Source organism: Hymenobacter sp. DG01, from assembly GCF_006352025.1.
Taxonomy (GTDB): Bacteria; Bacteroidota; Bacteroidia; order Cytophagales; family Hymenobacteraceae; genus Hymenobacter.
Window position 1 is genome coordinate 3,364,761 of the sequence record NZ_CP040936.1, and the last position, 22,445, is coordinate 3,387,205.

Genomic DNA, 22,445 nt, shown 5'->3' on the forward strand with positions numbered 1-22,445 from the left:
TGTCCTTATTTCTATTCTGGCATGAAGTATCGTTCCGTTTTGTACCTAACCCTGTTTGGCGCCGCTGGGACCGCCGCTTTTCTGCTGTTTTCCCGCCCTGCCCAGGCGCAGGGAGCCTTGCGGGGTGCCGTCAGTGCTCCGGGCAGTACGCCCCGGCTGGTAGCCCGGCAGTTCAAGTTCACGGAAGGCCCGGCCGCGGACAAGGCCGGCAACGTGTTTTTCACCGATCAGCCCAACAACAAAATCTGGAAATACGGCACCGACGGCAAGCTGTCGGTTTTTCTGGACAAGGCCGGCCGCGCCAACGGCTTGTACTTCGATGCCCACGGTAACCTGCTGGCCTGCGCCGACGAGGAAAACCAGCTGTGGTCCATTGACACCCAGGGCAAGGCTACGGTACTGCTGCGCGACGTGCAGGGCCACCGCCTCAACGGCCCCAACGACCTCTGGTTTCACCCGGCTACGGAAGGCATTTACTTCACCGACCCTTACTACCAGCGCGACTACTGGACCCGCACGGCCCCCGATGCCGGCCTGGGCGGCCAGAAGCTGTACTACCTCCCCAAAGGCCAGCCGCAACCCGTGGTAGCCGACGACCAGCTGCAGAAGCCCAACGGCATCATTGGCACTCCTGATGGCAAAACCCTGTACGTAGCCGATATTGAGGCCAACAAAACCTACCGCTATCAAATTGGCCCCCAGGGCCAGCTGATCAACCGCCAGCTGTTCGTGGCCCAGGGCTCCGATGGCATGACCCTGGACAGCGAGGGCAACGTGTATCTGACGGGCAAGGGGGTGCGGGTGTACAATGCGGCCGGGGAGCTGATAGAGCACATTGCCATTCCGGAGGAGTGGACCGGCAATGTCTGTTTTGCCGGACCGCGCCGCGACATGCTGTTTATTACGGCTTCGGAAGGCATTTATACCCTGCCTATGCGCGTGACCGGTGCCCGGTAGCGGCCGCCGGCGCCAGTGTTAGCGCGGGTGCTGCTGCTGCAGCCAGAGGTAGGCCGAAGCTACATCATCAAACGTAACGACTACCGGCTGCTGAATGGCTTGCAGTACGCCTTCCGAAGCTTGCCGGGCCTCAAAATTCCGCGGGTACACCCAGGCAATGTACTGCAGGCCGGCCCGCATCATTTCCTCCAGCCACCACGCGCCCCACAGGCTCAACTGCACGCTGGTGCGGGTTATGCTGGAGTTATCATTCAGGATTTTGTGGCAGGACTGGCCGCGCAGGGCCTCCAGCATGAGCAGGCAGGACGCCTGCGACGATTCCTGGTCATGCTCGCCCCGCCAATCTACATAAAGCCAGTGGTTGTCTGAGTCATAGCCAATTACAATACCAGGGGATTCAACAATAGGGTGAATGTGCATGCGGGCTGGGAAGCGGGCGGAATTATTGGGGCGGCGCTGTACACGGCCGGAGTTCGGCTCCGCTTTGGGGTTACGGGCACTTCGGCTGCTTTCCTAAATATAATTGAAAGCCCGGCATTCGGCTACTGGCTGCTTACCCGGCGGCATTCGGCCAGCCACGCCATAGCCGACTGCTCATCGGTGAAGCGCCGAACGTGGTAGGGCCGGTCATCGAAGTAGGAAAGGGGCGGCACCGAGGCGTCGGCTTCCAGATCGGCCAGGTGGCTGGGCATAAAGAGGTAGGCCATGAAGATCGGGCTGCCCAGCCGGGCAACCATCAGCGGAAAAAACGTTTCCATCATCCAGCCGGTACCTCTCTGGTTAGCATCGGTGCGCCGACGCCCATCTATCAGCCAAAAACGACAGCCCGGCCCTTCCGCCGCCTTCAGGGCCGTTAGGTAGCCAGCCTGCAATTCCTCGGCGGAGGGCTGCCGCAGCCACCGGACGATAAACACGGCCAGATCGGGACGGTAGCTTACATCGAGGCAGGCGGTAGAGGGTTCGGGCGGCATAGGGCGGCAAATGCGGTGCGGAGCAAGTAAGATACGGCATAGCCCTACGTGCTACAACCACCCCGTCATTGGAAAGAAAACAAGTGCCGGCCCGGTGGCCTAACGGCCTAACCTTCCCCCGCCTCGCAACCTCACTCGAAAGTTGAACGGCACCTTTTCTTATTCATACAGCCAGTAGGCTTACCCCATCAGGTTGGTGGCCCGGGCCAGGCGCAGGGCCGCCTGTGCCGCTTCGTAGTCCAGGGCCTCAATGCGAAGCTCCAGCAGCATCTGCGCTGCCGCGCCGCTGCGGTGCAGTTCCGCCGCCGCTTCGCTTTGCCGCGCCAGCAGCCAGGCCCGGGCCGGGTCCGCGCCGGCCGCTTCAGTTAGAGGCAGCAGCAGGGGTAGCAGCTCGCGGAGCACGGCCTGGTACTGAACTGCTCGGGCACGCAGCTGGCCTAGTTCCTGCCGCAGCTCGGCCGCTTCCTGGGTGCACTCGCGCAGGCGGCGCTGCAAGGCCTCGCGGCCCGCGGCATCAATGCCCTCGGGCTGGGCCCCAGTCGCGGCGGCCGGGTTTTCCAGCACCGCCACCAACGGCTGCAGCCGGGCCCACAGCGCCGCCGATAACGTGCGCCGGCCCTGCTCGGCCATAGACACCTGGGCGCGGGAAACCGACAGATATTCCGCTAATTGCGCCTGTGATAAGCCGTAGCGGGCCCGCAGGGCCTGCAAAAGCTGGGGAGTTGCTGGGGTAGCCATGCAGAGCTTAACGCAAGAGCCACCGGTTTGTGTCAACTTTTTCAGAAAGCAAGCTGAACGACACTAAGTTGTGTCATCTATTCAGCTATTTAAAAAACTGACACAACAGAATATAATCCGCTGTTACTCAACCCGCAACTCGTTTTCTAGTCCGGGCATAGCCTATCCTTATTGCCTTGCCGACCTGCTTCGGGTTGGGCACTGTTGCTGTAAATGACGGGAGCTGCTTGGGCCGCCTGGCTTAGATCTGCCCAGGGGTTGCGGGCTTGGGGCGGGTAGGAGCGACGCGCAGGGGCAAATAAAAAAGCCGCTGCCTGAGGCAGCGGCTTTTTCCGTCGCGTTGACCGACAAATATCATTCATCCACCCTACTCCTTTTGTCGGTGGTCAACACTTCGCGGTGCGAGCCTTCCTTTCCATAAACCCTACGCGCGCTGCTTTATTATTGAGTCAAAGGTAAGCCGGCCCTAAGCCGCCGCGCTGCGATACTAGCCCAATGCGCCGCCATTACCACTCAACAGCCGTTTCTGCCCGGTGAAGAGACGGAGGGCAAGTTTGATCAGGCCTCGGGGTCTGGCTTCTACCCTGGCAAGTTGCCAGTAACCCGGGCAAGTTGAGCGGCAGCAGGTCAACTGCTGTCTGCCGTGGGCGCCCGGACCCATCCTGATTTCAAGCCGCTTATAGCAGTGATTTCAAGAGCAGTGTAGAAACGCATAGTTGCGTCTCATTGTCCGCGCAGCGTGGATGTGGTCGTTCAACAAGGAGACGCAATTAGGCGTCTCTACACCGTCCTTCAAACCGCTTCAAGAATTGTCAGGGGACAAGGGATGAGCAGAGGGCTTATTGAGCGTAGTTGCCAATACGGAGGCTTGATAGAATATTATTCATTATAAATTTAATTTTTCTGTAAATAGTCTATATAATTCTAACTATCCTTACGCTAATTCGTTTAGACAACGCCTTGGTTCAAACACTACCATCCCACCCTATATGTGTCGTTTCTTACTACTTGCTTCGTTTTCTGTTCTGTTAGGCTTCCCATTGGTAGCAGCAGCCCAAACCGCCGGCCCGGCTGCCCAGCCGGCTTCTGAGCGCCTTGCGTTAGCCGCCCCGGCTCCGGCAGCTGCCGCGCCTGTTCGCCTGGAATGCAATGGGAAATTTACCGGCCAGGTCCTCACCGAGGAAGGCCAACCCCTGATTGGGGCTACGGTTACTATAGTGGGGGGCCGCTCGCCCTACATTACCAACTCCGAAGGTCGCTACATCATTCAGGAGCCGGTGTACCGCGGCCAGGTGCTGCACGTTGCGGCAGCGGGCTACGTTGACCGCAACGTTCCGCTGACTACCTGCGACAATCAGGCGGTAGGCCTGGAGCTTGCCGAGGGTACGCGCATTAAGCGCACGGGCAAGCGCGCCGGCCAAATCGTGCGTTTCGGTCAGGCTTACCGGCAGTAAGCCGGCGGCTCCCTGCACCCTCAGAAACTCCGGGCCTAAATTTGGCCTGGTCAGTAGCGCAACAACAGTTGCCCCTGCGGGTGATTGTTGTTGCGCTACTGGTTTTTTCCCTGTTGTGTTGCACGGTTGCGGCCCGGTAAGGTATCTGCCAGCAGCCTGAGGTGGGTTAGGCGGGGCGGCCTATGCTGGGTGGGGTATAAATACTTGGCCTGAGCCAACTACCACACTCTCAGAGCGTATAGAATATTCTTTCCATTGTATTCTGCTAAGCATCCTACCCCATGAGCCAGAACGAGCATAACCGCACCCAGGCCCAGGCCGCCAACGACGGCACCGACGCGCCCCGCCCCGAAAACGCCCACGGCCTGGCCGGGCAGCAGCAAGGCGCCGCCACCCAAACTACCGACAAGCCTAATGACACCAGTGGCCGGCACGGCGGCAACCACGGCAACGACGGCGGCCAGCCCACCCGCGACGCGAAAGGCAGCAGCCACCGCGGCGACGAGCCCAACGCTGAATCCAACAACACCGGCGGCGGCTCCGACAACGAGCGGAAAAACCAGACCAAGAACACCACCGCCGACCGCTCAGACTACGGTACCGGCAACGCGGCCCCCAGCGCCGCCAATGACGGTGGCACCATCGACGATGCGAATAACGCCGATTAACGCCTCCCTCTACCCCAACCGGTAATGCAAAAGCCTCTGCACGCAGCGTGCGGAGGCTTTTGCATGTAAAGTAGTGCGCTTCGCGCACGGAGCAGATAGGTAAGCTCTGGCCTTAGGCTGGTACGGCTGCCTCACGCTGGTACTTGCTCCGATACTGCTTCGGCGACAGGCCCGTGATTCGCTTGAAGGTGAGGCGGAAGGCTTTGGGGTCGGTATAGCCCACGTTGTACATTACCTCCGTGACGTTGTCGCGCGAAGATTCCAGGCTGTTTTTGGCCGCTTCCATCTTCACCCGCTGAATGTACTCGACTACCGAATTGGAGGTAGCCTTCTTAAACCGGCGCTCCAGGTTGCGCCGCCCCAGGGCCAGCATAGAAGCCAGCTGATCCACGCTTATTTTCTCGCGGTAGTTGGTTTCGATATAGGCCTGGGCCTTTTTGATGGGCTCGTCTTCGTGCTCTTTCTGGCCGTTGAACACCACAAAGGCCGACTGGCTGACCCGCTCCATATCTATCTGGAATACTTTGGCGCAGAACACGGCCATCTCCCGGTTCACGTATTTCTCAATCAGGTAAAGCACCAGGTTGAGGTAGGAAAAGGCCCCGCCGCTGGAGTAAATGCCGTGCTCGTCGGTAATCAGCCGGTCCTCCAGCAGCTCTACCGCCGGAAACATGCGGCGGAATTTGGGGGCGGCGGCCCAATGAGTGGTGCACTGCCGCCCGGTTATCAGGCCCGTAGCGGCCAGCAGAAAAGCCCCCAAACACAAACTTGCTACCTCGGCTCCACCCCTGTACCGCTCCACAATCCAGGGGAGCAACTCCCGGTTATTTTCCAGGGCCTCAGTTAGGCTGCCATCCACCGCCGGAATAATCACCAGGTCGGTTTCAGTAACCTCGGGCAGCAAGGCATCGGGAGCTATGGTGTAGCGGCCGCCGCACACGGCCGTGGCCTGGCTCAGACCCACCAGCTGAATGACAAACAAAGCCGGCTTGCCCATGCGCCGCAGCAGAGCATTTACTTCCGAAAACACTAGCCGGGGCCCTTCTATGCTCCCCAAAATAGCGCCCTGAGGCACCAGAATGGATATGTGTTTCATGACAGCAAAGCGAAAAAGTAAGATGTCGCAATCAACCCGGAATTAGTCGGAATCGGCCCTGCTAAAGCCTGGGCAGCCTTGCTAATTTTGTTGGCGTCGGCAGAATAAAGATAACATCTTTACTACACTTGTTAGCATATATCTCCGACGATATTGTCTCTTCTTTTTCACCTTTTTCTTCGCTTTTTGTCATGAACACTCCCTGCCTCACTCCCTACCTGACGTTTAATGGCAACTGCCGCCAGGCAATGAGCTTCTACCAGCAGTGCCTGGGCGGCGAGCTGATGGTGCAGCTGTTTGAGGGCACTCCGGCCGCCGAGCATGTAGCCCCCGACGTCCTCCAGAACGTGCTGCACTCCTCCCTAACCAAGCCCGACCTTGTGCTAATGGCTTCTGACTCTGGGATGGGGGCCGTAGCCAAGGGCGACATGGTTTCCTTGTCTATCAACTGCCAGAGTCTGGAGGAGATTCAGCGGCTATTTGCCCAGCTCTCCGTGGGCGGCACCGTGACCATGCCCCTGCAGGATACGTTCTGGGGCGCCACCTTCGGCATGTTCACCGACCAGTTTGGCATTGACTGGATGTTGAACTACGACAAGCAGCCCCAGCACTAGCGCTGCTACCCCTGCCATTCGTCTCAACCAGTACCTAGCTTCTTTCCCGCCATGAAAAAGACAACCGTATTCTACTGGCTTTCCACCGGCCTGCTGGCGGCCCTGATGCTACTGTCGGGCGTTTCAAACGCGCTGATGGATACCGCGTCTGTGGAGGCCTTCCGGCACTTGGGCTATCCGGCCTACCTGCTGCCTTTTCTGGGCGTTGCCAAGCTACTGGGGGTAGCGGCCCTGCTGGTACCCGGCTTTCCGCGCCTGCGCGAATGGGCCTACGCCGGCTTCGTGTTTGATTTGAGCGGAGCTATGTACTCGCTGATTTCGGTGGACGAGCCGGCCATCGTGTGGCTGCCCATCGGGGTGGGCTTCCTGCTGATTGCGGCCTCCTACCAGCTAAACCGCCACCGGGCCACCGCTTCCGGGGCGGTTCCGGCCACTCCCAGCCTCGCCTGATTGGCAGGGCTTCCTACCCCCTGTTACTTGGTAAAACTCCAGGTAAGCCGGGGCCGTGGCTACCGGCGCGGCCCCGGCTGCTTGCCAACCAGCTTTGGTATGTCATGGTAGAAGTGTTCAAGACCAATGTGCGGGGCCGGCGCCACGCCCGGCGGCTCCTCACCCGGATTCATGCCACCTTCCAGACCTACCGGGCCAGCTTCGACCTGGAGAACTGCGACCGGATTCTGCGCGTAGAAAACACCCGTGGCTCGGTGCATCCCAGCGGCCTGATTCAGCTACTTCAGGAAGCCGGCTTCCAGGCCGAGGTACTGCCCGAGGACGCATAAGTTGGTGCAGCATGTAAGCGAATGGCTTGTGGTAAGCTGGGTTCCTGATGCCAAACCGGCTTACCAGGAGCCTGCCAGCTCTGGCTTTTGCCCGGGCTCCCTTAACCCCGACTATAACGCTACCCCTCCCCTGGGCCGTAAACCGGATGAATCTTGCCCTCCGCTCATGCCTACTCCCCTCGATAAGTTGCCGGCCCACGCGGCCCATTCCCGCACCCATGTGCACGTAGTAGTAGAAACGCCCAAGGGCGAACGAAACAAAGTGGCCTACGAGCCCGAGTTGGACGTATTCATGCTGAAAGGCGTGCTGCCCGAAGGCCACAGCTTCCCCTACGATTTCGGCTTTATCCCCTCTACCAAAGCCGAGGACGGAGACCCGCTCGATGTGCTTCTGCTGCTGGATGCGCCCACCTTTGCCGGCTGCGTGGTAGAAGCCCGCCTCATTGGCGCCCTGGAAATTGAACAGCTGGAAGACGACGGCTCCCGCGTCCGCAACGACCGGCTACTGGCCGTGGCCGCCAACTCGCGCCAGCACAAAGGCCTCCACGAAATCACGGACCTCTCGCGGGAAATGCTCCACGAAATAGAGCACTTCTTTAGTTCCTACAACTCCGTGAAAGGCGGCGAGATAAAAGTCCTGCACCGGGTAGGCGCCAAAAAGGCCCACGCGCTGCTGGGTCAGGCACTGGTGTAAATAGTACCTACCGAAACCTACCCACTTGTCATGTCGAGCTTGCCGAGACATCTCGCGTGCTGACGTATGATTACCGTTGCAACGTCAGCACGCGAGATGTCTCGGCAAGCTCGACATGACGGTCATTTTTACCCGGTAATCACTAACTCTACTTTGCTACCCCCTTCTACCTCAGCAAGCTTCCCGCTTCGCGCGCAGATTTTCCGGCCGTGGCCACCACGCCTGTTCTGTGGGCAGTAGCAGGCGTTGGCCTTCAAACTGCCGGATGCCGTAGGCGGCCCCGGCCGCTTCGGCGAAGCCCGTGCTGCACCGCACAGTGTAGTCCTCATCTATCCAGAAGAGGTGCCGATCAAAGGCCCGGTGCAGGTTGGGACACAGCGCCAAGCCGTTGCCAATGGTATCGTCGTGGGTAAGGGCCCAGGGAACAACGTGGCAGGCATCCAGCAGCGGATTCAGCGCCGCCGTGTTCGTGCTGACCAGCTTCAGGCCCGATATGGCGCAGGTATGGTCATAAGCTTCCAGCACTACACGCTTGAACATCCCGCTTCGCACGGCCGCGTCCAGCTCATCGGCGGGGGTAGCCCGAAGACCGTAAGAGGCCACTGGCTCCTCCAGCATCTGCCGCCGAAGCTGCTGCACGGCCTCGGTGCCGGCGCGGGGCTGGTACCGGAAGCGCGTCTGTGGAAAGTAGCGGTGCAGCAGGGCCTGGCGCAGCTCCTCGCGTGCCACCGGCTCCTGCAGCAGCGCCCACAGTTCGGCATCAAGGGTAGCATACTCCACGGTTTCGCGCAGACTCCGCAGGCTTTTCACGGGGCGTGAAGCCGTCAGTACCATCTCCATACCAGGCAGGGTGCGTAGGTGCCAGAATCCGTCGCCAGTGAGGTGGTAGAAGGGCAAGGAAAAGTCGTTGGCCCGAAATAGCGCCGAGGTGCTTAGGTCACGACAGAGGCTGCGGAAGGCGGCCAGCAGCTCTGGGGTAATGTAGATGTGGTTATCCTGAATGCTACCGTCTTCAATGCCATCGAGCACAGCCAGCAGCAGAGCGGGCTTGTAAGGAGCCTCGCCGTGCTGGCGGCTGCGCGCCACCCGCAGGTGGGTAAAGCGGTGGAGGTAGATATCAGATATAGATTTCGGCACGGTTGACCTAGGTGCAAATTGTCCGTTTGATGCCAAGACAGAAGCGGAAGCAATAAGCATCAAAAAAATCCCCACCTGCAAACAGGCGGGGATTTTCTGCGCTAAAAGGCATTGCTTTTGATCAAATGCTACCCCAGGCTCCGGTACCGAACCCGCTTGGGCTCTACGTCGCCGAGGCGCTTGCGCTTGGCTTCTTCGTAGTCAGAGAAGTTGCCTTCAAACCACACTACCTGCGAGTCGCCCTCGAAGGCCAGGATGTGGGTAGCGAGGCGGTCGAGGAACCACCGGTCGTGGCTGATGATAACGGCGCAACCGGCGAAGTTCTCCAGTGCGTCTTCCAGGGCCCGGATGGCATTCACGTCCAGGTCGTTGGTCGGTTCGTCGAGCAGGAGCAGGTTGGCGCCCTGCTTGAGGGTAGTAGCCAGGTGCACGCGGTTCCGCTCACCGCCCGACAGGCTGCCTACTTTCTTTTCCTGGTCACCGCCGCGGAAGTTGAAGTTGCTCACGAAGGCGCGGGAGTTCACCTGCCGGCCGGCCAGCAGCATGGTTTCCGTGCCGCCCGAAATAGTTTCGAACACCGACTTGTTGGGGTCCAGGGTATCGTGCTGCTGATCCACGTAGGCAGTCTGCACGGTAGGGCCCACCACGAACGTACCGGCATCGGGCTGCACCTGGTCGGTGATGAGGCGGAACAGGGTGGTTTTACCGGCGCCGTTCGGACCGATGATGCCCACGATGCCGCCCTGGGGCAGGTTGAACGACAGATTCTCGAACAGGAGCTTGTCGCCGAAGGCTTTGGTCAGCCCTTCGGCCTCAATTACCTGGGCGCCCAGGCGCGGACCGTCCGGGATGAACAACTCCAGCTTCTGCTCCTTCTCGCGGGAGTCCTCGTTCACCAGCTTGTCGTAGCCGGCGAGGCGGGCCTTGCTCTTGGCCTGGCGGGCTTTCGGGGCCATACGCACCCACTCCAGCTCGCGCTGCAAGGTTTTCTGGCGCTTGCTCTCGGTTTTCTCTTCCTGGGCCAGGCGCGAAGCTTTCTGCTCCAGCCACGAGCTATAGTTGCCTTTCCATGGAATACCCTCGCCACGGTCCAGCTCCAGAATCCAGCCGGCCACGTTATCAAGGAAGTACCGGTCGTGGGTTACGGCAATTACGGTGCCTTTGTACTGCTGCAGGTGCTGCTCCAGCCACAGCACGCTTTCGGCATCCAGGTGGTTGGTGGGTTCGTCGAGCAGCAGCACGTCGGGCTCTTGCAGGAGCAGGCGGCACAAGGCCACGCGGCGCTTTTCGCCACCTGAGAGGTTGCCGATGATGGCGTCGGCCGGGGGCGTGCGCAGGGCGTCCATAGCACGCTCCAGCTTGCTGTCGAGGTTCCAGGCGTCGAGCTGGTCGAGGCGCTCCTGCACGGTGCCCTGGCGCTCCAGCAGCTTGTCGAAGTCGGCGTCCTCGGCTCCAAAAGCCTCATTAATTTCATCGAATTCCTTCAGCAGGGCTACCGTTTCGGCGGTGCCTTCCTGGACTACTTCCAGCACCGTTTTGGTGGGGTCGAGCTGGGGCTCCTGCTCCAGGTAGCCCACCGAGTAGCCCGGCGACCATACCACGTCGCCCTGAATCTGCTTATCTACCCCGGCAATAATCTTCAGCAAGGAAGACTTACCCGAGCCGTTGAGGCCCAGTACGCCGATTTTGGCCCCGTAGAAAAACGAGAGGTAGATGTTTTTAAGAACCTGCTTCTGGGGAGGGAAGATCTTGCTTACCCCCGCCATGGAGAAAATAATGGTGGGTTGGTCGCTCATAAGTAGAGTTAGGAAAGTGCAGAATCAAGTGGGCCGAAGCCCGTACATACTGAGGCAGAGCGGTTACTTGGGCCGTGAGGACGCCAGCGGGGTAGCTTGCGAGTTCAGCGGAGGTTTCTATTTTGCGCCCTCATACGGCAGCGGGCCGTATCGGCAGCAGGGTCCGGAGAAGGGCCCGGCTGCTTTCTGCTTTTCACGCGTAATAACCACACTCGCTGTCCGTTCGTAGCTTCTCCCGGCAAGGAGCTACCACCCCGGCCCGACTGCAAACCTCTGCGTTGGCAGCCGGAATGCCAAAGGTAGGCAGCCCACGCAAACATTCCGCCGCCGGGGCCAGGGGGCGGAATTACCCGACAACTTGTAAACTTGTACAGCTTTTTGGCCTAAACCCCCGACCTCTCCACCTATTCGCTCCCCCGCTATCTGATTATGGAACAACAAGACCACTTGCTGGCCGAAGCCCGCCGTTATGGCTACATCGAGGGCGACCAGGTGTGGCTTCGCCCCTTATTAGATCTGCCCGCCCGTCAGGTTGGGCAGGTGAAGGAATCCGCTGATGCTTCCCTGATTTATTTCGCTCAACGCTTCAACCTCTTCCGTACCAAGGTAGAAGACCTGCTCCAGAAGATTGAGGAGTCGGACAACAAAGGCTCGTTTCTGATGAAGGCCCTGCACCTCAAAGAGCAGGTAGCCACCTACGATGCCCTCGGCGACTTTGAGAGCCTGCACCGCCGCCTCACCGAGGCCGAAGAATCGATTAAGGTTACCATCAACCGCAACCGCGAAAAGAACCTGGCCACTAAAATCAGCCTGATTCAGGAAGCGGAATCCCTGCACGATACCATCGACTGGCAGGGAGGTAGCGAAAAGCTGAAGGACCTGCGCCAAGGCTGGATCAAGACCGGCCCCGTAGAAAAGCACCTCACCGACGAGCTGGAAACCCGCTTTCAGGCCGCTGTTGATGCTTTCTTCGCCCGTAAGAAGGAATTTCTGGCTGAGAAAAAAGCCATGACCAACCGGGTGTATGATCGGTACAAGGAGCTGATTCATAAGTCCGAAGCCCTGCAGAACTCTACCGAGTTTGAGGAAACCACCCGCAAGCTCAAGCAGCTGCAGCAAGAGTGGAAGGAAATTGACGGCACCCTACCCCGCAAGCAGGCCAACGACCTCTGGACGCGGTTCCGGGCGGCGCACAACCACTTCTTTGAGCGCCTGAAGGTGCACATCGAAAGCAAGCGCCAGGAGCCGGCCGCGGCAGGCGGGGGCGAGGACAACCTCAGCCGCAAGCGCGCCCTGGTGGCCGAAGCTCAAGCTCTGCTCAACCAGCCCATGTCGCAGGCCGTGGCCCGCGCCAAGGAGCTGCAGGCAGCCTGGAAAAAGGTAGGCCCCGTGCGCGGCGAAGAGTCCGACCGGGTGTGGGAGCAGTTTATTCTGGCCTGCGACAAAGTGTTTGAGATGAGCGCCCTGGAGCACTACATCCGCAAGCGCCAGCCCGCCGGCCCCGATGCTTCTTCGCCCCGCGACCAGGCCAACGCGCGCATTCTGGCCCTGCGCGACTTTATCAAATCCGACAAGCAGGAGCAGGAAGTGCTGGAAGAAAACCTGGGCAAGCTCAACGATTCGCCGGGCAACGAGGCCTTCCGGACCATGCTGCAGGGCAAAATCCGGGCCTTTGAGCGGAAAATCCGAACCAAGAATGAGCTGATTGCTATGTTTCAGCAGCGCGTCACGGGTTAGCCCAACTTTAGTCAGTATTTTACGTTGTCGTCAGCGAAACGCAACCCTGAACCGGTAATGGTGTCATGCCTCAACTAACGGTCAGATTTTTGCTGACATAAACTCACCTTTCGACCACTTTTTTTAGTAGCACACACGACTATGTACTGGACTCTGGAACTTGCTTCGTACCTGGAAGATGCACCCTGGCCCGCCACCAAGGATGAGCTCATTGATTACTCTATCCGCTCGGGTGCCCCGATGGAGGTAGTAGAAAACCTGCAGGCTCTGGAAGACGACGGTCAGCCCTACGAGAACATTGAGGAAGTATGGCCGGACTACCCGACCAAGGAAGACTTCATGTTCAACGAAGACGAGTATTAGTAGAATTAAGATTATCAGAGCTTAGAACTCAGACTACGTTCTTGCTTTCTAGCGGTTGAATCCTCTACGAAAAAGGTCTAGGTTCTTATGTCTGACATCTCAGTTCTAAAGATTGATAACCTGATTGCGGGGTATGGACAGCGCGTCCTGCTCCGCAATTTGTGTTTTATGGTGCCGGAGCCAGCCTTTGTGGCTATTGCGGGGCACAATGGCTGCGGTAAAACTACCCTCTTCCGGGCCCTGACGGGGCAGCTGCCCTACCAGGGCTCGGTGCAGGTACTGGGCCAGGAACTGCACACCCTGCGCCGGCCGGCGGCCAGCGGCCTGCTAGCCCACTTGCCCCAGCGGGGTAGTGTAGAGTTTTCGATTCCGGTGCGGGAGCTGGTCGTAATGGGCCGCTTTCGCCACCACCGCTTCCTGGGCGCTTATCAAACGCAGGACTACGCCCTGGCCGATGCGGCCCTGGCCCGCGTGGGGGCTTCTCACTTGGCTGACCAGGATTTCACGGTGCTCTCGGGCGGGGAGCAGCAGCTGGTGTGGCTGGCCCAGCTGAGTCTGCAGGATGCCCGCCTTTACCTCCTCGACGAGCCCACCCAGCAGCTCGACGTGTACTACCGCCGTCGTGTTTTCGACCTGCTGTACTCCTGGGTCAGAGAGCAGCAGAAAACCATCCTCTGCATCACCCACGACCTCGACAACCTGGCGGCCCTACCCTCCGGTTACCTCCTCAACCTTTCTGCCCCTACCCCCACCCTACAGCCCCTAACCCCGGAAACCATCCGGGCTGCCCGCGAATACCTGGAAAGCGAAGAAAGCCTGGCAGTAAGGCGGTGAGATGGGTGACGCGTTATGGCGAGGCACGAAGCCATCTGTCCTTTCATTTGCTCAAAGCCTGCTAAACAGACGAGCCCTTACTTCCAGCACGGAGGCAAGGGCTTGTCACATCAGGAGGGGGTAGCACGGTGGTCAGGACGGATGGCTTCGTGCCTCGCCATGACAACGCACCATTTCACCTCGCCCCAGGCCGGCCGCGCACGACGTGGCCGATGGAGCGCAGGAAGGGCCACGGCGTCACGGAGTTCATAATCTGGAAGTTTTCTTTCCAGCTGGTGCGCTCGTCCAGAAAGTCGAAGATGCGCTCTACGGGGTTACGCTGGAACAGCTCCGTAAAAATGTCGCGCGTTCGTTCGCCCTGGCGCTGCATAATGTCCAGCAGGAGCGTATCGAACAGGTGGAACTGCCACTGGTCGCCGGTTAAATCTTGCGGGGGATGACCGGTAGCAGCCAGCCCCGCCACCAGCCGGGCCGAGTGGGCCTGGATGCGCTTGAAGGCGTAGCCCGTGCTGGGCTTGGCCCGCCCGGCGCGGGTACCCAGATTGATGATGTGGTTGCCAGCGCGGGCGGCCAGCGGGTGGTCCGTCATCGGAATGGCTCCTACCTCCTCAGCCTCAATCCGGAACGTTCCTACCCCCAGCTGCTCGTGCAGGTAGCGCCGGATTTCCGCTTCGTACTCTGCTTTAGGCAGCACCTCGGCCGAAAACAGCGTGTACTCTACCAAGGCTTTACGCCGACTGAAGGGTAGCACATAAATAAAGCGGGCCTCGTGGTGCTGTGCGCCCCGGAAGTCCATAAACTCCACGGTGGCGGGGTCGAAAGCATCCTCATCCGTCTCCACTTCCCAGCCTACGAAGTGCTGGAGCAGGTAGCGGTGCTTCCGGGGTTGCCGGGCCTCGTTAAGCTCCGGGGGCCGGCTGTCGAAGGCGTAGCGGGCGGTAAACTCGCCGGCAGCGGTTGTGGACCGCACTCCTACCCCCTCCACCTCCGCAAGGTCGGTTACGCTGGCTTGCAGGCAAGTAACCTGGGGGCTCCGGGCCAGGGCCGCGTGCACGAACTGGTAAAAATCCAGGCCCCGAATCATCTTGTACCGATGGCGCCGCAGCGAAAACACCCGCTCGAACTGAGGGCTGCGGAAAGCCAGCTGCTCCCACTCGTGCGCTACAATGCCGTCAAACAACAAGGGCTCATCGGCCCAGAACGACCAGGTTCGGTCGTTCTGCGTTTTGGCTTCCGGCTCCAGCACCAGCACCCGTTTGGAGGCCAGGGCCGGCTCCTGACTGATGTGGTATGCCAAGCTTAGCCCTGCCGCCCCACCTCCTACTATCAGGTAATCGTACTCGGTTGGTGGAACAGGTTTCTCAGGCACCATAGCAACAGAAAATGAGCTTGCGGGTAACTAGGCCGCAGTTAGTAAACAAAGGAACACGAAAAAGGCCGCTTCCCGGAGGAGCGGCCTTCATCAATGGCTTAGCAGGAACTCTGGCTGCCGGATCAGACGCCGTCCGCATCCATGCAATCCAAGAAATCCACTCGGACCCGTGCTTAGAAGTTGGGCGAGAGCAGGTATTTGCTGTAGAAGTCGTCGATGATTTTCACCGCCGATTCTGCGTCGTCCACCAGCTGCACCAGGTTCATGTCTTCGGGCGAGATGTTGTGCTCATCTTCCAGCATTACCTGCTGAATCCAGTCGAACATACCCTGCCAGTAGCGCGTGCCCACCAGTACAATGGGGAAACGGCCAATTTTCTTGGTCTGAATCAGGGTAATGGCCTCGAACAGCTCATCGAGGGTGCCGAAGCCGCCGGGCATGCCAATGAAGCCCTGGGCGTACTTCACGAACATCACCTTCCGCACGAAGAAGTAGTCGAAGTTAATCACCTTATCGGGGTCGATGTAGGCGTTGTGGAACTGCTCGAAGGGCAGCTCAATGTTCAGGCCCACCGACTTGCCGCCCTCCTTATGGGCGCCTTTGTTGCCGGCCTCCATAATGCCGGGACCACCACCCGTAATTACGCCGTAGCCGTGGCGCACCAGCTTAGCCGCAATTTCTTCGGCCATTTGGTAGTAGGGGTTGTCGGGCTTGGTACGGGCCGAGCCGAAGATGGACACGCAGGGCCCGATCTTGGTCATCTTCTCGAAGCCCTCCACGAACTCGGCCATCACCTTGAAGATCTGCCAGGAGTCTGCAATCTTGATTTCGTTCCAGTCCTTGTCCACGAAGGCCTTGCGGATGCGCTGCTCGTCGTCAAGCTGCACGGTCCGCTCGCCGTGGGTCTGCTCCCGGATGTCGCTGATGGTCTTAACCTTATTGTCGTTGACGTTGGGCTGAACGATGGTCTGGCCGCTACCGGCGTTCAATACCTGGTCGGCTGCTTTGGTTCTACTGGTTTTTTTGAGCTTCGACATAACAAGCTACGCTAAAAATTGGGCACGGATAGCCGGCTAACCACAGGCCGCCGACCGAGGTGGGAATGAATCCGGGCCCGGGTAAAAAATGAAGAAAAGGGCAAAAAGAAAGCCGCCCCTACGGAAGAAAGGGCGACCCAAGGTAGCGGCTGGCAAGTTAACAATTTGTTAACATCAAGTTAAGAAGTGATGAGGTGATGGGGGTGAATCGTGACGTGCTGACTATTCACTTGTCACCTGTCACGATTCACCCCCATCACCTCCTTCCTTTACTTCGCCCGAATGGCAATAACGGGGTCGAGGTTGGCGGCCAGCACGGCAGGAATGATACCGGCCAGCACCCCAATTACCACCGACACGGTGAGCCCCAGGGAGATGTTGCTCCAGGACAAGAGCAGGGGTAGGGTTTCCTGCGGAATCAGCGTAATCAGCCACACCAGGAAAATACCGGCGGCGCCGCCCAGCAGGCACAGGAACACGGCCTCGAACAGGAACTGGAACAGCACGAAGTAATTCTTGGCCCCCAACGACTTCTGAATCCCGATGATGTTGGTGCGCTCCTTCACCGATACGAACATGATGTTGGCAATGCCGAAGCCGCCCACCAGCATGGCAAACGACCCGATAATTGCCCCGGCCACCCCAATAATAGAAAACAGCTTTCCGATGAGGTTGGCAAACATTTCGGGGCGGTTCAGGGCGAAGTTGTCTTCCTCCCGCGGGCGCAGGCTGCGGATATTGCGCATGAGCCCGCGCATTTCCGACTCCAGGTCCAGCAGGCCTTCGTCTTCCTCCCTACCCTTCACGGCAATGGTAGGTGTAATGCCAAAGCCGTTGCCCGTGCTCAGGGTAAATATCTTGGTGAAGGCCCCGAAGGGAATAACCACGTTGTTGTCGTTGCTGGGCGTGTCAATCAGCTTCTTGCCTTCCTTCTGCACTACCCCAATTACCGTGAAGCGCTGCCCCTTGGCCTTGAACTCGCGCCCTATGGCTGTGCTGTTCGGGAACAGGTTGGAGGCAATATCCGCTCCGATGATGGCCACGTTGCGCGCCGACTCTACCTCGCGCTGAGTGAAGTAGCGCCCCTCGGCAATGGGCAGGTCGGAAACTTTCCGGAAATCGTAGCTTACACCCTGCAGGGCAATGCTTTCCATGCTGTTGTTGCCGGCCCGCAGGGTGTTACCGCCAGCGCTGGCAAACACGGCCACGCCCCGGTTGTTGTCGCTCAGGCTCTTGCGCAGGTCATTGTACTCACGCACTGTGGGCACAGGCCGCCCGAAGTATTTCCACCAGGGGTAGTCCGGCTGGTCGAAGGTCCAGGGCATTTTCATCACGTAAATCACCTTGTCGCCCACGAAGCTCATGCTCTGGCGCACGTTGGCCTCCAATGAGTCAACGACGGTGAAAACAGCAATAATGGCAAAGATGCCCACCGTCACGCCCAGCAAGGACAGAATGGTGCGGAGAAGGTTGGCTTTCAGGGCTTGCCACGCGAAACGGAAACTTTCCAGGGTCAGACGCAGCGCTTTCATGCGGGAAGGGGTTCGGCCATGGACGTAGCAGGGGCAATAAGCAGATTTCGGGCGAAAAATAACGATTTATTCGAAGCCGATGCGTACTTTTGCGGTTCGATTTTTTTCTTAGGTTCCCCTCCTATTGCCCTGTCCGGCCCATGAAACTGTCTGAGTTCAAATTTGACTTGCCCGAAAGCCTGCTGGCACAGCACCCCGCCAAAAACCGCGACGAGTCGCGCCTGATGGTGCTGCACCGCGACAGTGGCAAGATTGAGCACCGCGTGTTCAAGGATATTATTGAGTATTTCAACGAGGGCGACGTATTCGTGGTCAACGATACCAAGGTATTTCCGGCCCGTCTGTATGGCAACAAGGAGAAAACCGGCGCCCAGATTGAAGTATTTCTGCTTCGCGAGCTGAACAAGGAAATTCACCTCTGGGACGTACTCGTGGACCCCGCCCGCAAAATCCGGGTAGGCAACAAGCTCTACTTCGGCGAGTCGGACATGGTGGCCGAGGTAATTGACAACACCACTTCGCGCGGCCGTACCATCAAGTTCCTGTTTGATGGTTCCGACGAGGAGTTCTACAAGGCCCTGCACGACCTGGGCGAAACCCCGATTCCGAAGGAATTTATTTCCCGCGAAACGGAGGCTGCCGACAAGGAGCGTTACCAAACGATTTACGCCAAGCACACCGGTGCCGTAGCCGCCCCTTCGGCTGGCCTGCACTTCACCCGCGAGGTAATGAAGCGCCTGGAAATCAAAGGGGTAGATGTAGTTCCGGTAACCCTGCACGTAGGCTTGGGCACTTTCCGCCCCGTGGACGTGGAAGACCTCACCAAACACAAGATGGACTCCGAGAACTTCATTGTTCCTGCTGATTCGGCAGTAGTAGTGAACCGGGCCCTGGACACCAAGAAGCGCGTGTGCGCCGTAGGTACTACCTCTATGCGCGCCATGGAGTCGTCGGTTTCGGCCCACTCTCGCCTGAAGCCCACCGAGGGCTGGACCGATAAGTTCATCTTCCCTCCCTACGATTTCAAAATCTCCAACGCGCTGCTCACCAACTTCCACACTCCGGAAAGCACGCTGATGATGATGGCCTCGGCCTTTGCCGGCCACGAGCTGCTGATTGAAGCGTACCAACTTGCCATCAAGGAGAAGTATAAGTTCTTCAGCTACGGCGACGCCATGCTGATTCTGTAAGCTGAACCAGCTTATTGGCTACCAGAGTAAAAAAGCCCTAGTACCTTGCGGTGCTGGGGCTTTTCTGCGTCCTGGCCTGCTCTTCGTATGTCTGCTCCCATCAGTACCACCTCCGCTTCGTCATCCCTGCTACCCGCCGCGCTGCCGCGCTTTGCCATTCTGGTGGCAGGCGGCAGCGGCACCCGCATGGGCGCCGACCGCCCCAAGCAGTTCCTGCCGCTGGCCGGTGAGCCGGTGCTGCTGCATACCCTGCGCCGCTTCGCCGATCCGGCCCTGGGCGTGCAGCAAACGGTGCTGGTGCTACCCCCCGATCAGTTTGAAACCTGGCAGCAGCTCTGCACGGAGTATGCCATTACCCTGCCCCATACGGTTGTGGCGGGCGGCGCTACCCGCTGGGCCTCGGTGCGCAACGGGCTGGCGGCTTTGAGCAGCCCCGAGGGGGTAGTGGCCGTGCACGACGGCGTGCGCCCACTCACGCCCGCCAGCGTGATTGAGGCCACGTACCAGGTGGCCCAGGCTCAGGGCGCAGCCATTGCGGCCGTAGTGCCCAAGGACTCGGTGCGCAGCCTGGGCCAGCAGGGCTCCTATGCCCTGGACCGGTCGAGGCTGCGTCTCGTCCAGACGCCCCAGTGCTTTGAAATCGGGCTGCTGCGCCGGGCCTACCAACTGCCGGAGCTGCCTACCTTCACCGACGACGCCAGCGTGGTAGAAGACCTGCACCCCATTCAGCTAGTAGCCGGCGACTACCGCAACCTGAAAATCACCACCCCCGAGGATTTGCTTTTAGCGGAAGCCATTCTGGCCAACAGCGCGCAGCCGTAGCCTAACAGCACCGGCGGCGTTACAGCGCCCTACCCAGCCGAATGGTGCGCGTGACACCGTTGCTGGTGATGGTAGCCAGGTTGTCGCAGGCCTGGGTGCCGGTGGGGTCGTAGTTCAGCAGCAACTCCTTTTCCCGGGAAGTCTGGATTTTGACGGTGCCGGCTACAAAGGTGCGGGCACAACCGGCCTGTATTTTCTTAACCAGAGGCTGCTCGATGGTAGCCGTGTAGCTGACGCCCTTGCGGTTGGTGCCGCTGGCCTGGCCCGTCACGCTGTACTCATCGTCGAGGATGGTACGGGTACCGAAGCCGGCCGTGCGGGTGTACTGGCGCTCCGAAGCCCAGGAGTGAGTGCCAGCGGCGGTGGTTACGCTGGCGTTCTGCACCTGCAGCTTCCAGGAGCCGTTGCCCAGATGGGTGAGCGTGCGGGTGCCGGTATGCAGATTATCGTTGCGGTAGTAGTTTACCAGGGTAATAGTGACAGTGGCCCCGGCCTGCCGGTAAGGCCCGCTGAACACGGCCACCACCTTGCCCCGGCGCGCCACCCCATTGGGCCCCACGCAGTTGACCGGGCCAAAGTCGAGGGTGAGGGTGCGCGTGGACGCCTCGTAGGTACGCGTAAAGCAGTTACCGGCCACCTGGGCCAGGTCGGTGGGTTCGGCGGCGGGGCTGGCCGCTACGGCCGCATCGGCGGGAGAGCCGGCCTCTACCAGGTCGGTAAGAGCTGCATTTTCTTCGTCGGCCAGGCTTTGATCTTCCGCCGACACGGCCACGTCAGCGGCAGCCTGCGGATCGGTTGATTTGGTGCAGGCACCGGTGAGCAGGGCCAAGCTGGCCAGGGCGGCCAGCCCCAGGGGGCGCAGTACAGAGGTGTTCATGGGATGAGGGAAGTAAGAAGAGTGAGGAATAGAAGTGGCGGTTGGAACGGCTGGCAAAGCCAGAGTTTAATGAGGATGGGAACTTTTTTTCTGAAAGCTGTATCCCAACCTGAACTACTGATGCGCGTATAGCCATGCAAACCGTCCTGCACGGGCCAATCTGTTGACTTTATGCGCCTTTCCCCTCGATTATATGTGCTACTTCTGGCTCCTCTGGGGCTAGCCTGCTCGGCCGAAGAAAACAGCAAAGACCCTGTTTTCAGCGCCAGATTCCAGAACGAGAAGCGCATTGGAGAGGAAAACATTACCAAGCGCCAGCTCCGCGACGCGGAATTTCTGGTAGAAGTAGCCAGTCAGAAGATGGAGTTGGTCGAAATCAGCCAGATAGCCCAGCGCAAAGCCACCTCCGCCGATACCCGATACATTGCCCAGAACGCTATTGCGCAGCTTTCAGCCCGGCTGCAGGAGCTGAAAACCCTGGCCCAGCAGAAAAACCGGGCCCTACCCACCGGCTTAGGCGAAAGCCAGGCCCGGGAGGTGGGCGAACTGACGGCCCTGAACGGCCCGGCCTTCGACAAAAAATACGCCGAGCTGTTTAGCAGCCTCACGGATAAAGCCGTGGACACCTACGAGGATATGGCGGACGAGGCCTACGACGGAGATATCCGGGCGCTGGCGGCCCGCCAGTTGCCCGCCCTGAAAGATCAACACACTGCGGGGGAAGCCCTGCAGGACAAGCTGAAGCCGTAAGGCCACCTCTGTTTCTTTTCCTTCTTTTTCACGACCATGAAATTCCGATTCCTTCCTTTCCTGACCCTGGCGGCGGGCCTGCTGCTGGCCGGCTGCAACAATGCCGAAAAACGCACCGATGGCACCGCCGGCGAAGCCGTGAGCGACATGGATAAAGCGGCCGCCGATGGTGGCGTGCAGGCCGATGCCGTAGTTATTGACAATGACGCCGGCCCCACCGTGACGGCCAATGCCGACTCGGCCGCCATGATGGCCGATTCTACGGGTGCCAACCGCTAGCGCCGCCTTTACTCGCGGCGCGGGCCGAAAAACCACCTACTTTCTATTTCCACTCTCACAACCACTTCCAATGAAACGTATTCTCTTATCTGCGGCCTGCGTAGGCCTGCTGGGCCTGGGCGCCTGTGGTAACTCGGGCAACGAGTCGGCAGCTGCTGGCGGCGCTACTGAAACCTCCGCGGCTGGCGCGGCTGGCTCCGATACGGCCATGGCCTCGTCCAGCACTATGCCTTCGTCTGATACTTCTTCGACCGGCATGGCGGCGGAAGGCCCCACGGCTCCGCACTCCACCGACCCGGAATTCATGATGTCGGCGGCCCACAGCGACCAAAACGAAATCCAGCTCAGCAAAATGGCGCTGGAGAAGGGCGTAACGGGTATGGCGAAAGACCACGCCAACAAAATGATTACCGACCATACCAAGTCCACGGCTGACCTGAAGCCCATTGCCCAGAAAAAGGGCGTGACCCTGCCCACCGACATGGACGCTGAGCACAAGGCTATTGCCGCGCAAATGAAGGAACTGTCGGGCAAGGAGTTCGAGCAGAAGTACATGGAGCAAATGACCATGGACCACCAGAAAACGGTGAACACCATGGTGGCTCACCAGAAAATGACGCAGGATGCTGACCTTCAGGGCTTCATCACGAAAACTCTGCCCGTGGTACAGTCCCACCTGACTATGTTCAAGCAGCACTCCGGCATGGGAGCTTCCAGCTCCAATATGTAAGCGAGCCGGCTTCTCTGA

The 22,445-nt window shown here is 59.4% G+C and carries 25 protein-coding genes; 15 read left to right on the plus strand and 10 right to left on the minus strand.

Annotation, left to right across the window (positions count from 1 at the left end):
• Window positions 1-21: 21 nt before the first annotated feature.
• Window positions 22-957 (plus strand): SMP-30/gluconolactonase/LRE family protein, encoded by a 936-nt coding sequence (locus FGZ14_RS14255; RefSeq protein WP_139924902.1) that lies wholly within the window; start codon window positions 22-24, stop codon window positions 955-957.
• Window positions 958-975: 18 nt separating this feature from the next.
• Here the strand turns inward: FGZ14_RS14255 and FGZ14_RS14260 are convergent, their stop codons facing one another.
• From FGZ14_RS14260 to FGZ14_RS14270, 3 genes are all read right to left on the minus strand, one after another.
• Complete coding sequence (locus tag FGZ14_RS14260; protein ID WP_139924903.1) at window positions 976-1,377, minus strand: hypothetical protein; 402 nt, start codon at window positions 1,375-1,377, stop codon at window positions 976-978.
• 122 nt (window positions 1,378-1,499) lie between these two features.
• Window positions 1,500-1,928, minus strand: coding sequence for a hypothetical protein (locus tag FGZ14_RS14265; RefSeq protein WP_139924904.1), 429 nt, complete (start codon window positions 1,926-1,928; stop codon window positions 1,500-1,502).
• A gap of 180 nt (window positions 1,929-2,108) precedes the next feature.
• Window positions 2,109-2,666 carry a helix-turn-helix transcriptional regulator gene (locus tag FGZ14_RS14270; RefSeq protein ID WP_139924905.1) on the minus strand — a complete coding sequence of 186 codons (558 nt, stop codon included), beginning with the start codon at window positions 2,664-2,666 and terminating at the stop codon, window positions 2,109-2,111.
• A 989-nt stretch (window positions 2,667-3,655) separates the two neighbouring features.
• On the opposite strand from FGZ14_RS14270, the gene FGZ14_RS14275 reads away from it, so the two are divergent.
• Together FGZ14_RS14275 and FGZ14_RS14280 are read left to right on the plus strand one after the other, a co-directional pair.
• Complete coding sequence (locus FGZ14_RS14275) at window positions 3,656-4,120, plus strand: carboxypeptidase-like regulatory domain-containing protein (protein WP_139924906.1); 465 nt, start codon at window positions 3,656-3,658, stop codon at window positions 4,118-4,120.
• 281 nt (window positions 4,121-4,401) lie between these two features.
• The gene (locus FGZ14_RS14280) at window positions 4,402-4,788 is read left to right on the plus strand and encodes a hypothetical protein (RefSeq protein ID WP_139924907.1); all 387 of its coding nucleotides are present in this window, start codon (window positions 4,402-4,404) and stop codon (window positions 4,786-4,788) included.
• A 112-nt stretch (window positions 4,789-4,900) separates the two neighbouring features.
• On the opposite strand, the gene FGZ14_RS14285 is transcribed toward FGZ14_RS14280, so the two are convergent.
• Window positions 4,901-5,884: a GlxA family transcriptional regulator gene (locus tag FGZ14_RS14285; RefSeq protein ID WP_139924908.1), complete on the minus strand. Its 984-nt coding sequence runs from the start codon at window positions 5,882-5,884 to the stop codon at window positions 4,901-4,903.
• 191 nt (window positions 5,885-6,075) lie between these two features.
• On the opposite strand from FGZ14_RS14285, the gene FGZ14_RS14290 reads away from it, so the two are divergent.
• The 4 genes from FGZ14_RS14290 to FGZ14_RS14305 all read left to right on the plus strand — a co-directional run bounded on the left by FGZ14_RS14290 (window position 6,076) and on the right by FGZ14_RS14305 (window position 7,971).
• Window positions 6,076-6,498, plus strand: a complete 423-nt coding sequence (locus tag FGZ14_RS14290; protein WP_139924909.1) for a VOC family protein — start codon at window positions 6,076-6,078, stop codon at window positions 6,496-6,498.
• A 51-nt stretch (window positions 6,499-6,549) separates the two neighbouring features.
• Window positions 6,550-6,948: a DoxX family protein gene (locus FGZ14_RS14295; protein ID WP_139924910.1), complete on the plus strand. Its 399-nt coding sequence runs from the start codon at window positions 6,550-6,552 to the stop codon at window positions 6,946-6,948.
• A gap of 104 nt (window positions 6,949-7,052) precedes the next feature.
• Complete coding sequence (locus FGZ14_RS14300; protein WP_139924911.1) at window positions 7,053-7,277, plus strand: hypothetical protein; 225 nt, start codon at window positions 7,053-7,055, stop codon at window positions 7,275-7,277.
• 166 nt (window positions 7,278-7,443) lie between these two features.
• Window positions 7,444-7,971, plus strand: a complete 528-nt coding sequence (locus tag FGZ14_RS14305) for an inorganic diphosphatase (RefSeq protein WP_139924912.1) — start codon at window positions 7,444-7,446, stop codon at window positions 7,969-7,971.
• Window positions 7,972-8,142: 171 nt separating this feature from the next.
• On the opposite strand, the gene FGZ14_RS14310 is transcribed toward FGZ14_RS14305, so the two are convergent.
• Entirely contained in the window at window positions 8,143-9,108 is a 966-nt protein-coding gene (locus FGZ14_RS14310; RefSeq protein WP_180754362.1) for an HNH endonuclease, read from the minus strand.
• 128 nt (window positions 9,109-9,236) lie between these two features.
• Window positions 9,237-10,904: an energy-dependent translational throttle protein EttA gene (gene ettA / locus FGZ14_RS14315; RefSeq protein ID WP_139924914.1), complete on the minus strand. Its 1,668-nt coding sequence runs from the start codon at window positions 10,902-10,904 to the stop codon at window positions 9,237-9,239.
• Between the two features lie 429 nt (window positions 10,905-11,333).
• Here ettA and FGZ14_RS14320 point away from each other — a divergent pair, with 429 nt between their 5' ends.
• The 3 genes from FGZ14_RS14320 to FGZ14_RS14330 all read left to right on the plus strand — a co-directional run bounded on the left by FGZ14_RS14320 (window position 11,334) and on the right by FGZ14_RS14330 (window position 13,838).
• Entirely contained in the window at window positions 11,334-12,641 is a 1,308-nt protein-coding gene (locus tag FGZ14_RS14320) for a DUF349 domain-containing protein (protein WP_139924915.1), read from the plus strand.
• Window positions 12,642-12,782: 141 nt separating this feature from the next.
• Complete coding sequence (locus FGZ14_RS14325) at window positions 12,783-13,004, plus strand: DUF2795 domain-containing protein (RefSeq protein WP_019948259.1); 222 nt, start codon at window positions 12,783-12,785, stop codon at window positions 13,002-13,004.
• 87 nt (window positions 13,005-13,091) lie between these two features.
• A complete protein-coding gene (locus FGZ14_RS14330; RefSeq protein ID WP_257883236.1) occupies window positions 13,092-13,838 on the plus strand; it encodes an ABC transporter ATP-binding protein in 747 nt (248 codons plus the stop codon).
• A 175-nt stretch (window positions 13,839-14,013) separates the two neighbouring features.
• On the opposite strand, the gene FGZ14_RS14335 is transcribed toward FGZ14_RS14330, so the two are convergent.
• From FGZ14_RS14335 to FGZ14_RS14345, 3 genes are all read right to left on the minus strand, one after another.
• Entirely contained in the window at window positions 14,014-15,210 is a 1,197-nt protein-coding gene (locus FGZ14_RS14335) for a lycopene cyclase family protein (protein WP_139924916.1), read from the minus strand.
• 173 nt (window positions 15,211-15,383) lie between these two features.
• Complete coding sequence (locus FGZ14_RS14340; RefSeq protein ID WP_110978833.1) at window positions 15,384-16,247, minus strand: TIGR00730 family Rossman fold protein; 864 nt, start codon at window positions 16,245-16,247, stop codon at window positions 15,384-15,386.
• Window positions 16,248-16,516: 269 nt separating this feature from the next.
• Complete coding sequence (locus FGZ14_RS14345; RefSeq protein WP_139924917.1) at window positions 16,517-17,779, minus strand: ABC transporter permease; 1,263 nt, start codon at window positions 17,777-17,779, stop codon at window positions 16,517-16,519.
• Window positions 17,780-17,919: 140 nt separating this feature from the next.
• Here FGZ14_RS14345 and queA point away from each other — a divergent pair, with 140 nt between their 5' ends.
• Together queA and FGZ14_RS14355 are read left to right on the plus strand one after the other, a co-directional pair.
• Entirely contained in the window at window positions 17,920-18,969 is a 1,050-nt protein-coding gene (gene queA / locus FGZ14_RS14350) for a tRNA preQ1(34) S-adenosylmethionine ribosyltransferase-isomerase QueA (RefSeq protein WP_139924918.1), read from the plus strand.
• An 87-nt stretch (window positions 18,970-19,056) separates the two neighbouring features.
• Window positions 19,057-19,791, plus strand: a complete 735-nt coding sequence (locus FGZ14_RS14355) for a 2-C-methyl-D-erythritol 4-phosphate cytidylyltransferase (protein WP_139924919.1) — start codon at window positions 19,057-19,059, stop codon at window positions 19,789-19,791.
• Window positions 19,792-19,810: 19 nt separating this feature from the next.
• Here the strand turns inward: FGZ14_RS14355 and FGZ14_RS14360 are convergent, their stop codons facing one another.
• Window positions 19,811-20,668, minus strand: coding sequence for a hypothetical protein (locus FGZ14_RS14360; RefSeq protein WP_139924920.1), 858 nt, complete (start codon window positions 20,666-20,668; stop codon window positions 19,811-19,813).
• Window positions 20,669-20,839: 171 nt separating this feature from the next.
• On the opposite strand from FGZ14_RS14360, the gene FGZ14_RS14365 reads away from it, so the two are divergent.
• The 3 genes from FGZ14_RS14365 (at window position 20,840) to FGZ14_RS14375 (ending at window position 22,427) form a co-directional block, all read left to right on the plus strand.
• A complete protein-coding gene (locus FGZ14_RS14365) occupies window positions 20,840-21,418 on the plus strand; it encodes a DUF4142 domain-containing protein (RefSeq protein ID WP_139924921.1) in 579 nt (192 codons plus the stop codon).
• Between the two features lie 36 nt (window positions 21,419-21,454).
• A complete protein-coding gene (locus FGZ14_RS14370) occupies window positions 21,455-21,697 on the plus strand; it encodes a hypothetical protein (protein WP_139924922.1) in 243 nt (80 codons plus the stop codon).
• 70 nt (window positions 21,698-21,767) lie between these two features.
• The gene (locus FGZ14_RS14375; RefSeq protein WP_139924923.1) at window positions 21,768-22,427 is read left to right on the plus strand and encodes a DUF4142 domain-containing protein; all 660 of its coding nucleotides are present in this window, start codon (window positions 21,768-21,770) and stop codon (window positions 22,425-22,427) included.
• The last annotated feature ends 18 nt before the right edge of the window (window positions 22,428-22,445 follow it).

Excerpts from the sequence above, each read along its gene's own strand:
- FGZ14_RS14255 (WP_139924902.1), top strand. The coding sequence starts at position 22 with ATGAAGTATCGTTCCGTTTTGTACCTAACCCTGTTTGGCGCCGCTGGG.
- FGZ14_RS14260 (WP_139924903.1), bottom strand. The coding sequence starts at position 1,377 with ATGCACATTCACCCTATTGTTGAATCCCCTGGTATTGTAATTGGCTAT.
- FGZ14_RS14265 (WP_139924904.1), bottom strand. The coding sequence starts at position 1,928 with ATGCCGCCCGAACCCTCTACCGCCTGCCTCGATGTAAGCTACCGTCCC.
- FGZ14_RS14270 (WP_139924905.1), bottom strand. The coding sequence starts at position 2,666 with ATGGCTACCCCAGCAACTCCCCAGCTTTTGCAGGCCCTGCGGGCCCGC.
- FGZ14_RS14275 (WP_139924906.1), top strand. The coding sequence starts at position 3,656 with ATGTGTCGTTTCTTACTACTTGCTTCGTTTTCTGTTCTGTTAGGCTTC.
- FGZ14_RS14280 (WP_139924907.1), top strand. The coding sequence starts at position 4,402 with ATGAGCCAGAACGAGCATAACCGCACCCAGGCCCAGGCCGCCAACGAC.
- FGZ14_RS14285 (WP_139924908.1), bottom strand. The coding sequence starts at position 5,884 with ATGAAACACATATCCATTCTGGTGCCTCAGGGCGCTATTTTGGGGAGC.
- FGZ14_RS14290 (WP_139924909.1), top strand. The coding sequence starts at position 6,076 with ATGAACACTCCCTGCCTCACTCCCTACCTGACGTTTAATGGCAACTGC.
- FGZ14_RS14295 (WP_139924910.1), top strand. The coding sequence starts at position 6,550 with ATGAAAAAGACAACCGTATTCTACTGGCTTTCCACCGGCCTGCTGGCG.
- FGZ14_RS14300 (WP_139924911.1), top strand. The coding sequence starts at position 7,053 with ATGGTAGAAGTGTTCAAGACCAATGTGCGGGGCCGGCGCCACGCCCGG.
- FGZ14_RS14305 (WP_139924912.1), top strand. The coding sequence starts at position 7,444 with ATGCCTACTCCCCTCGATAAGTTGCCGGCCCACGCGGCCCATTCCCGC.
- ettA (WP_139924914.1), bottom strand. The coding sequence starts at position 10,904 with ATGAGCGACCAACCCACCATTATTTTCTCCATGGCGGGGGTAAGCAAG.
- FGZ14_RS14320 (WP_139924915.1), top strand. The coding sequence starts at position 11,334 with ATGGAACAACAAGACCACTTGCTGGCCGAAGCCCGCCGTTATGGCTAC.
- FGZ14_RS14325 (WP_019948259.1), top strand. The coding sequence starts at position 12,783 with ATGTACTGGACTCTGGAACTTGCTTCGTACCTGGAAGATGCACCCTGG.
- FGZ14_RS14330 (WP_257883236.1), top strand. The coding sequence starts at position 13,092 with ATGTCTGACATCTCAGTTCTAAAGATTGATAACCTGATTGCGGGGTAT.
- FGZ14_RS14335 (WP_139924916.1), bottom strand. The coding sequence starts at position 15,210 with ATGGTGCCTGAGAAACCTGTTCCACCAACCGAGTACGATTACCTGATA.
- FGZ14_RS14340 (WP_110978833.1), bottom strand. The coding sequence starts at position 16,247 with ATGTCGAAGCTCAAAAAAACCAGTAGAACCAAAGCAGCCGACCAGGTA.
- FGZ14_RS14345 (WP_139924917.1), bottom strand. The coding sequence starts at position 17,779 with ATGAAAGCGCTGCGTCTGACCCTGGAAAGTTTCCGTTTCGCGTGGCAA.
- queA (WP_139924918.1), top strand. The coding sequence starts at position 17,920 with ATGAAACTGTCTGAGTTCAAATTTGACTTGCCCGAAAGCCTGCTGGCA.
- FGZ14_RS14355 (WP_139924919.1), top strand. The coding sequence starts at position 19,057 with ATGTCTGCTCCCATCAGTACCACCTCCGCTTCGTCATCCCTGCTACCC.
- FGZ14_RS14360 (WP_139924920.1), bottom strand. The coding sequence starts at position 20,668 with ATGAACACCTCTGTACTGCGCCCCCTGGGGCTGGCCGCCCTGGCCAGC.
- FGZ14_RS14365 (WP_139924921.1), top strand. The coding sequence starts at position 20,840 with ATGCGCCTTTCCCCTCGATTATATGTGCTACTTCTGGCTCCTCTGGGG.
- FGZ14_RS14370 (WP_139924922.1), top strand. The coding sequence starts at position 21,455 with ATGAAATTCCGATTCCTTCCTTTCCTGACCCTGGCGGCGGGCCTGCTG.
- FGZ14_RS14375 (WP_139924923.1), top strand. The coding sequence starts at position 21,768 with ATGAAACGTATTCTCTTATCTGCGGCCTGCGTAGGCCTGCTGGGCCTG.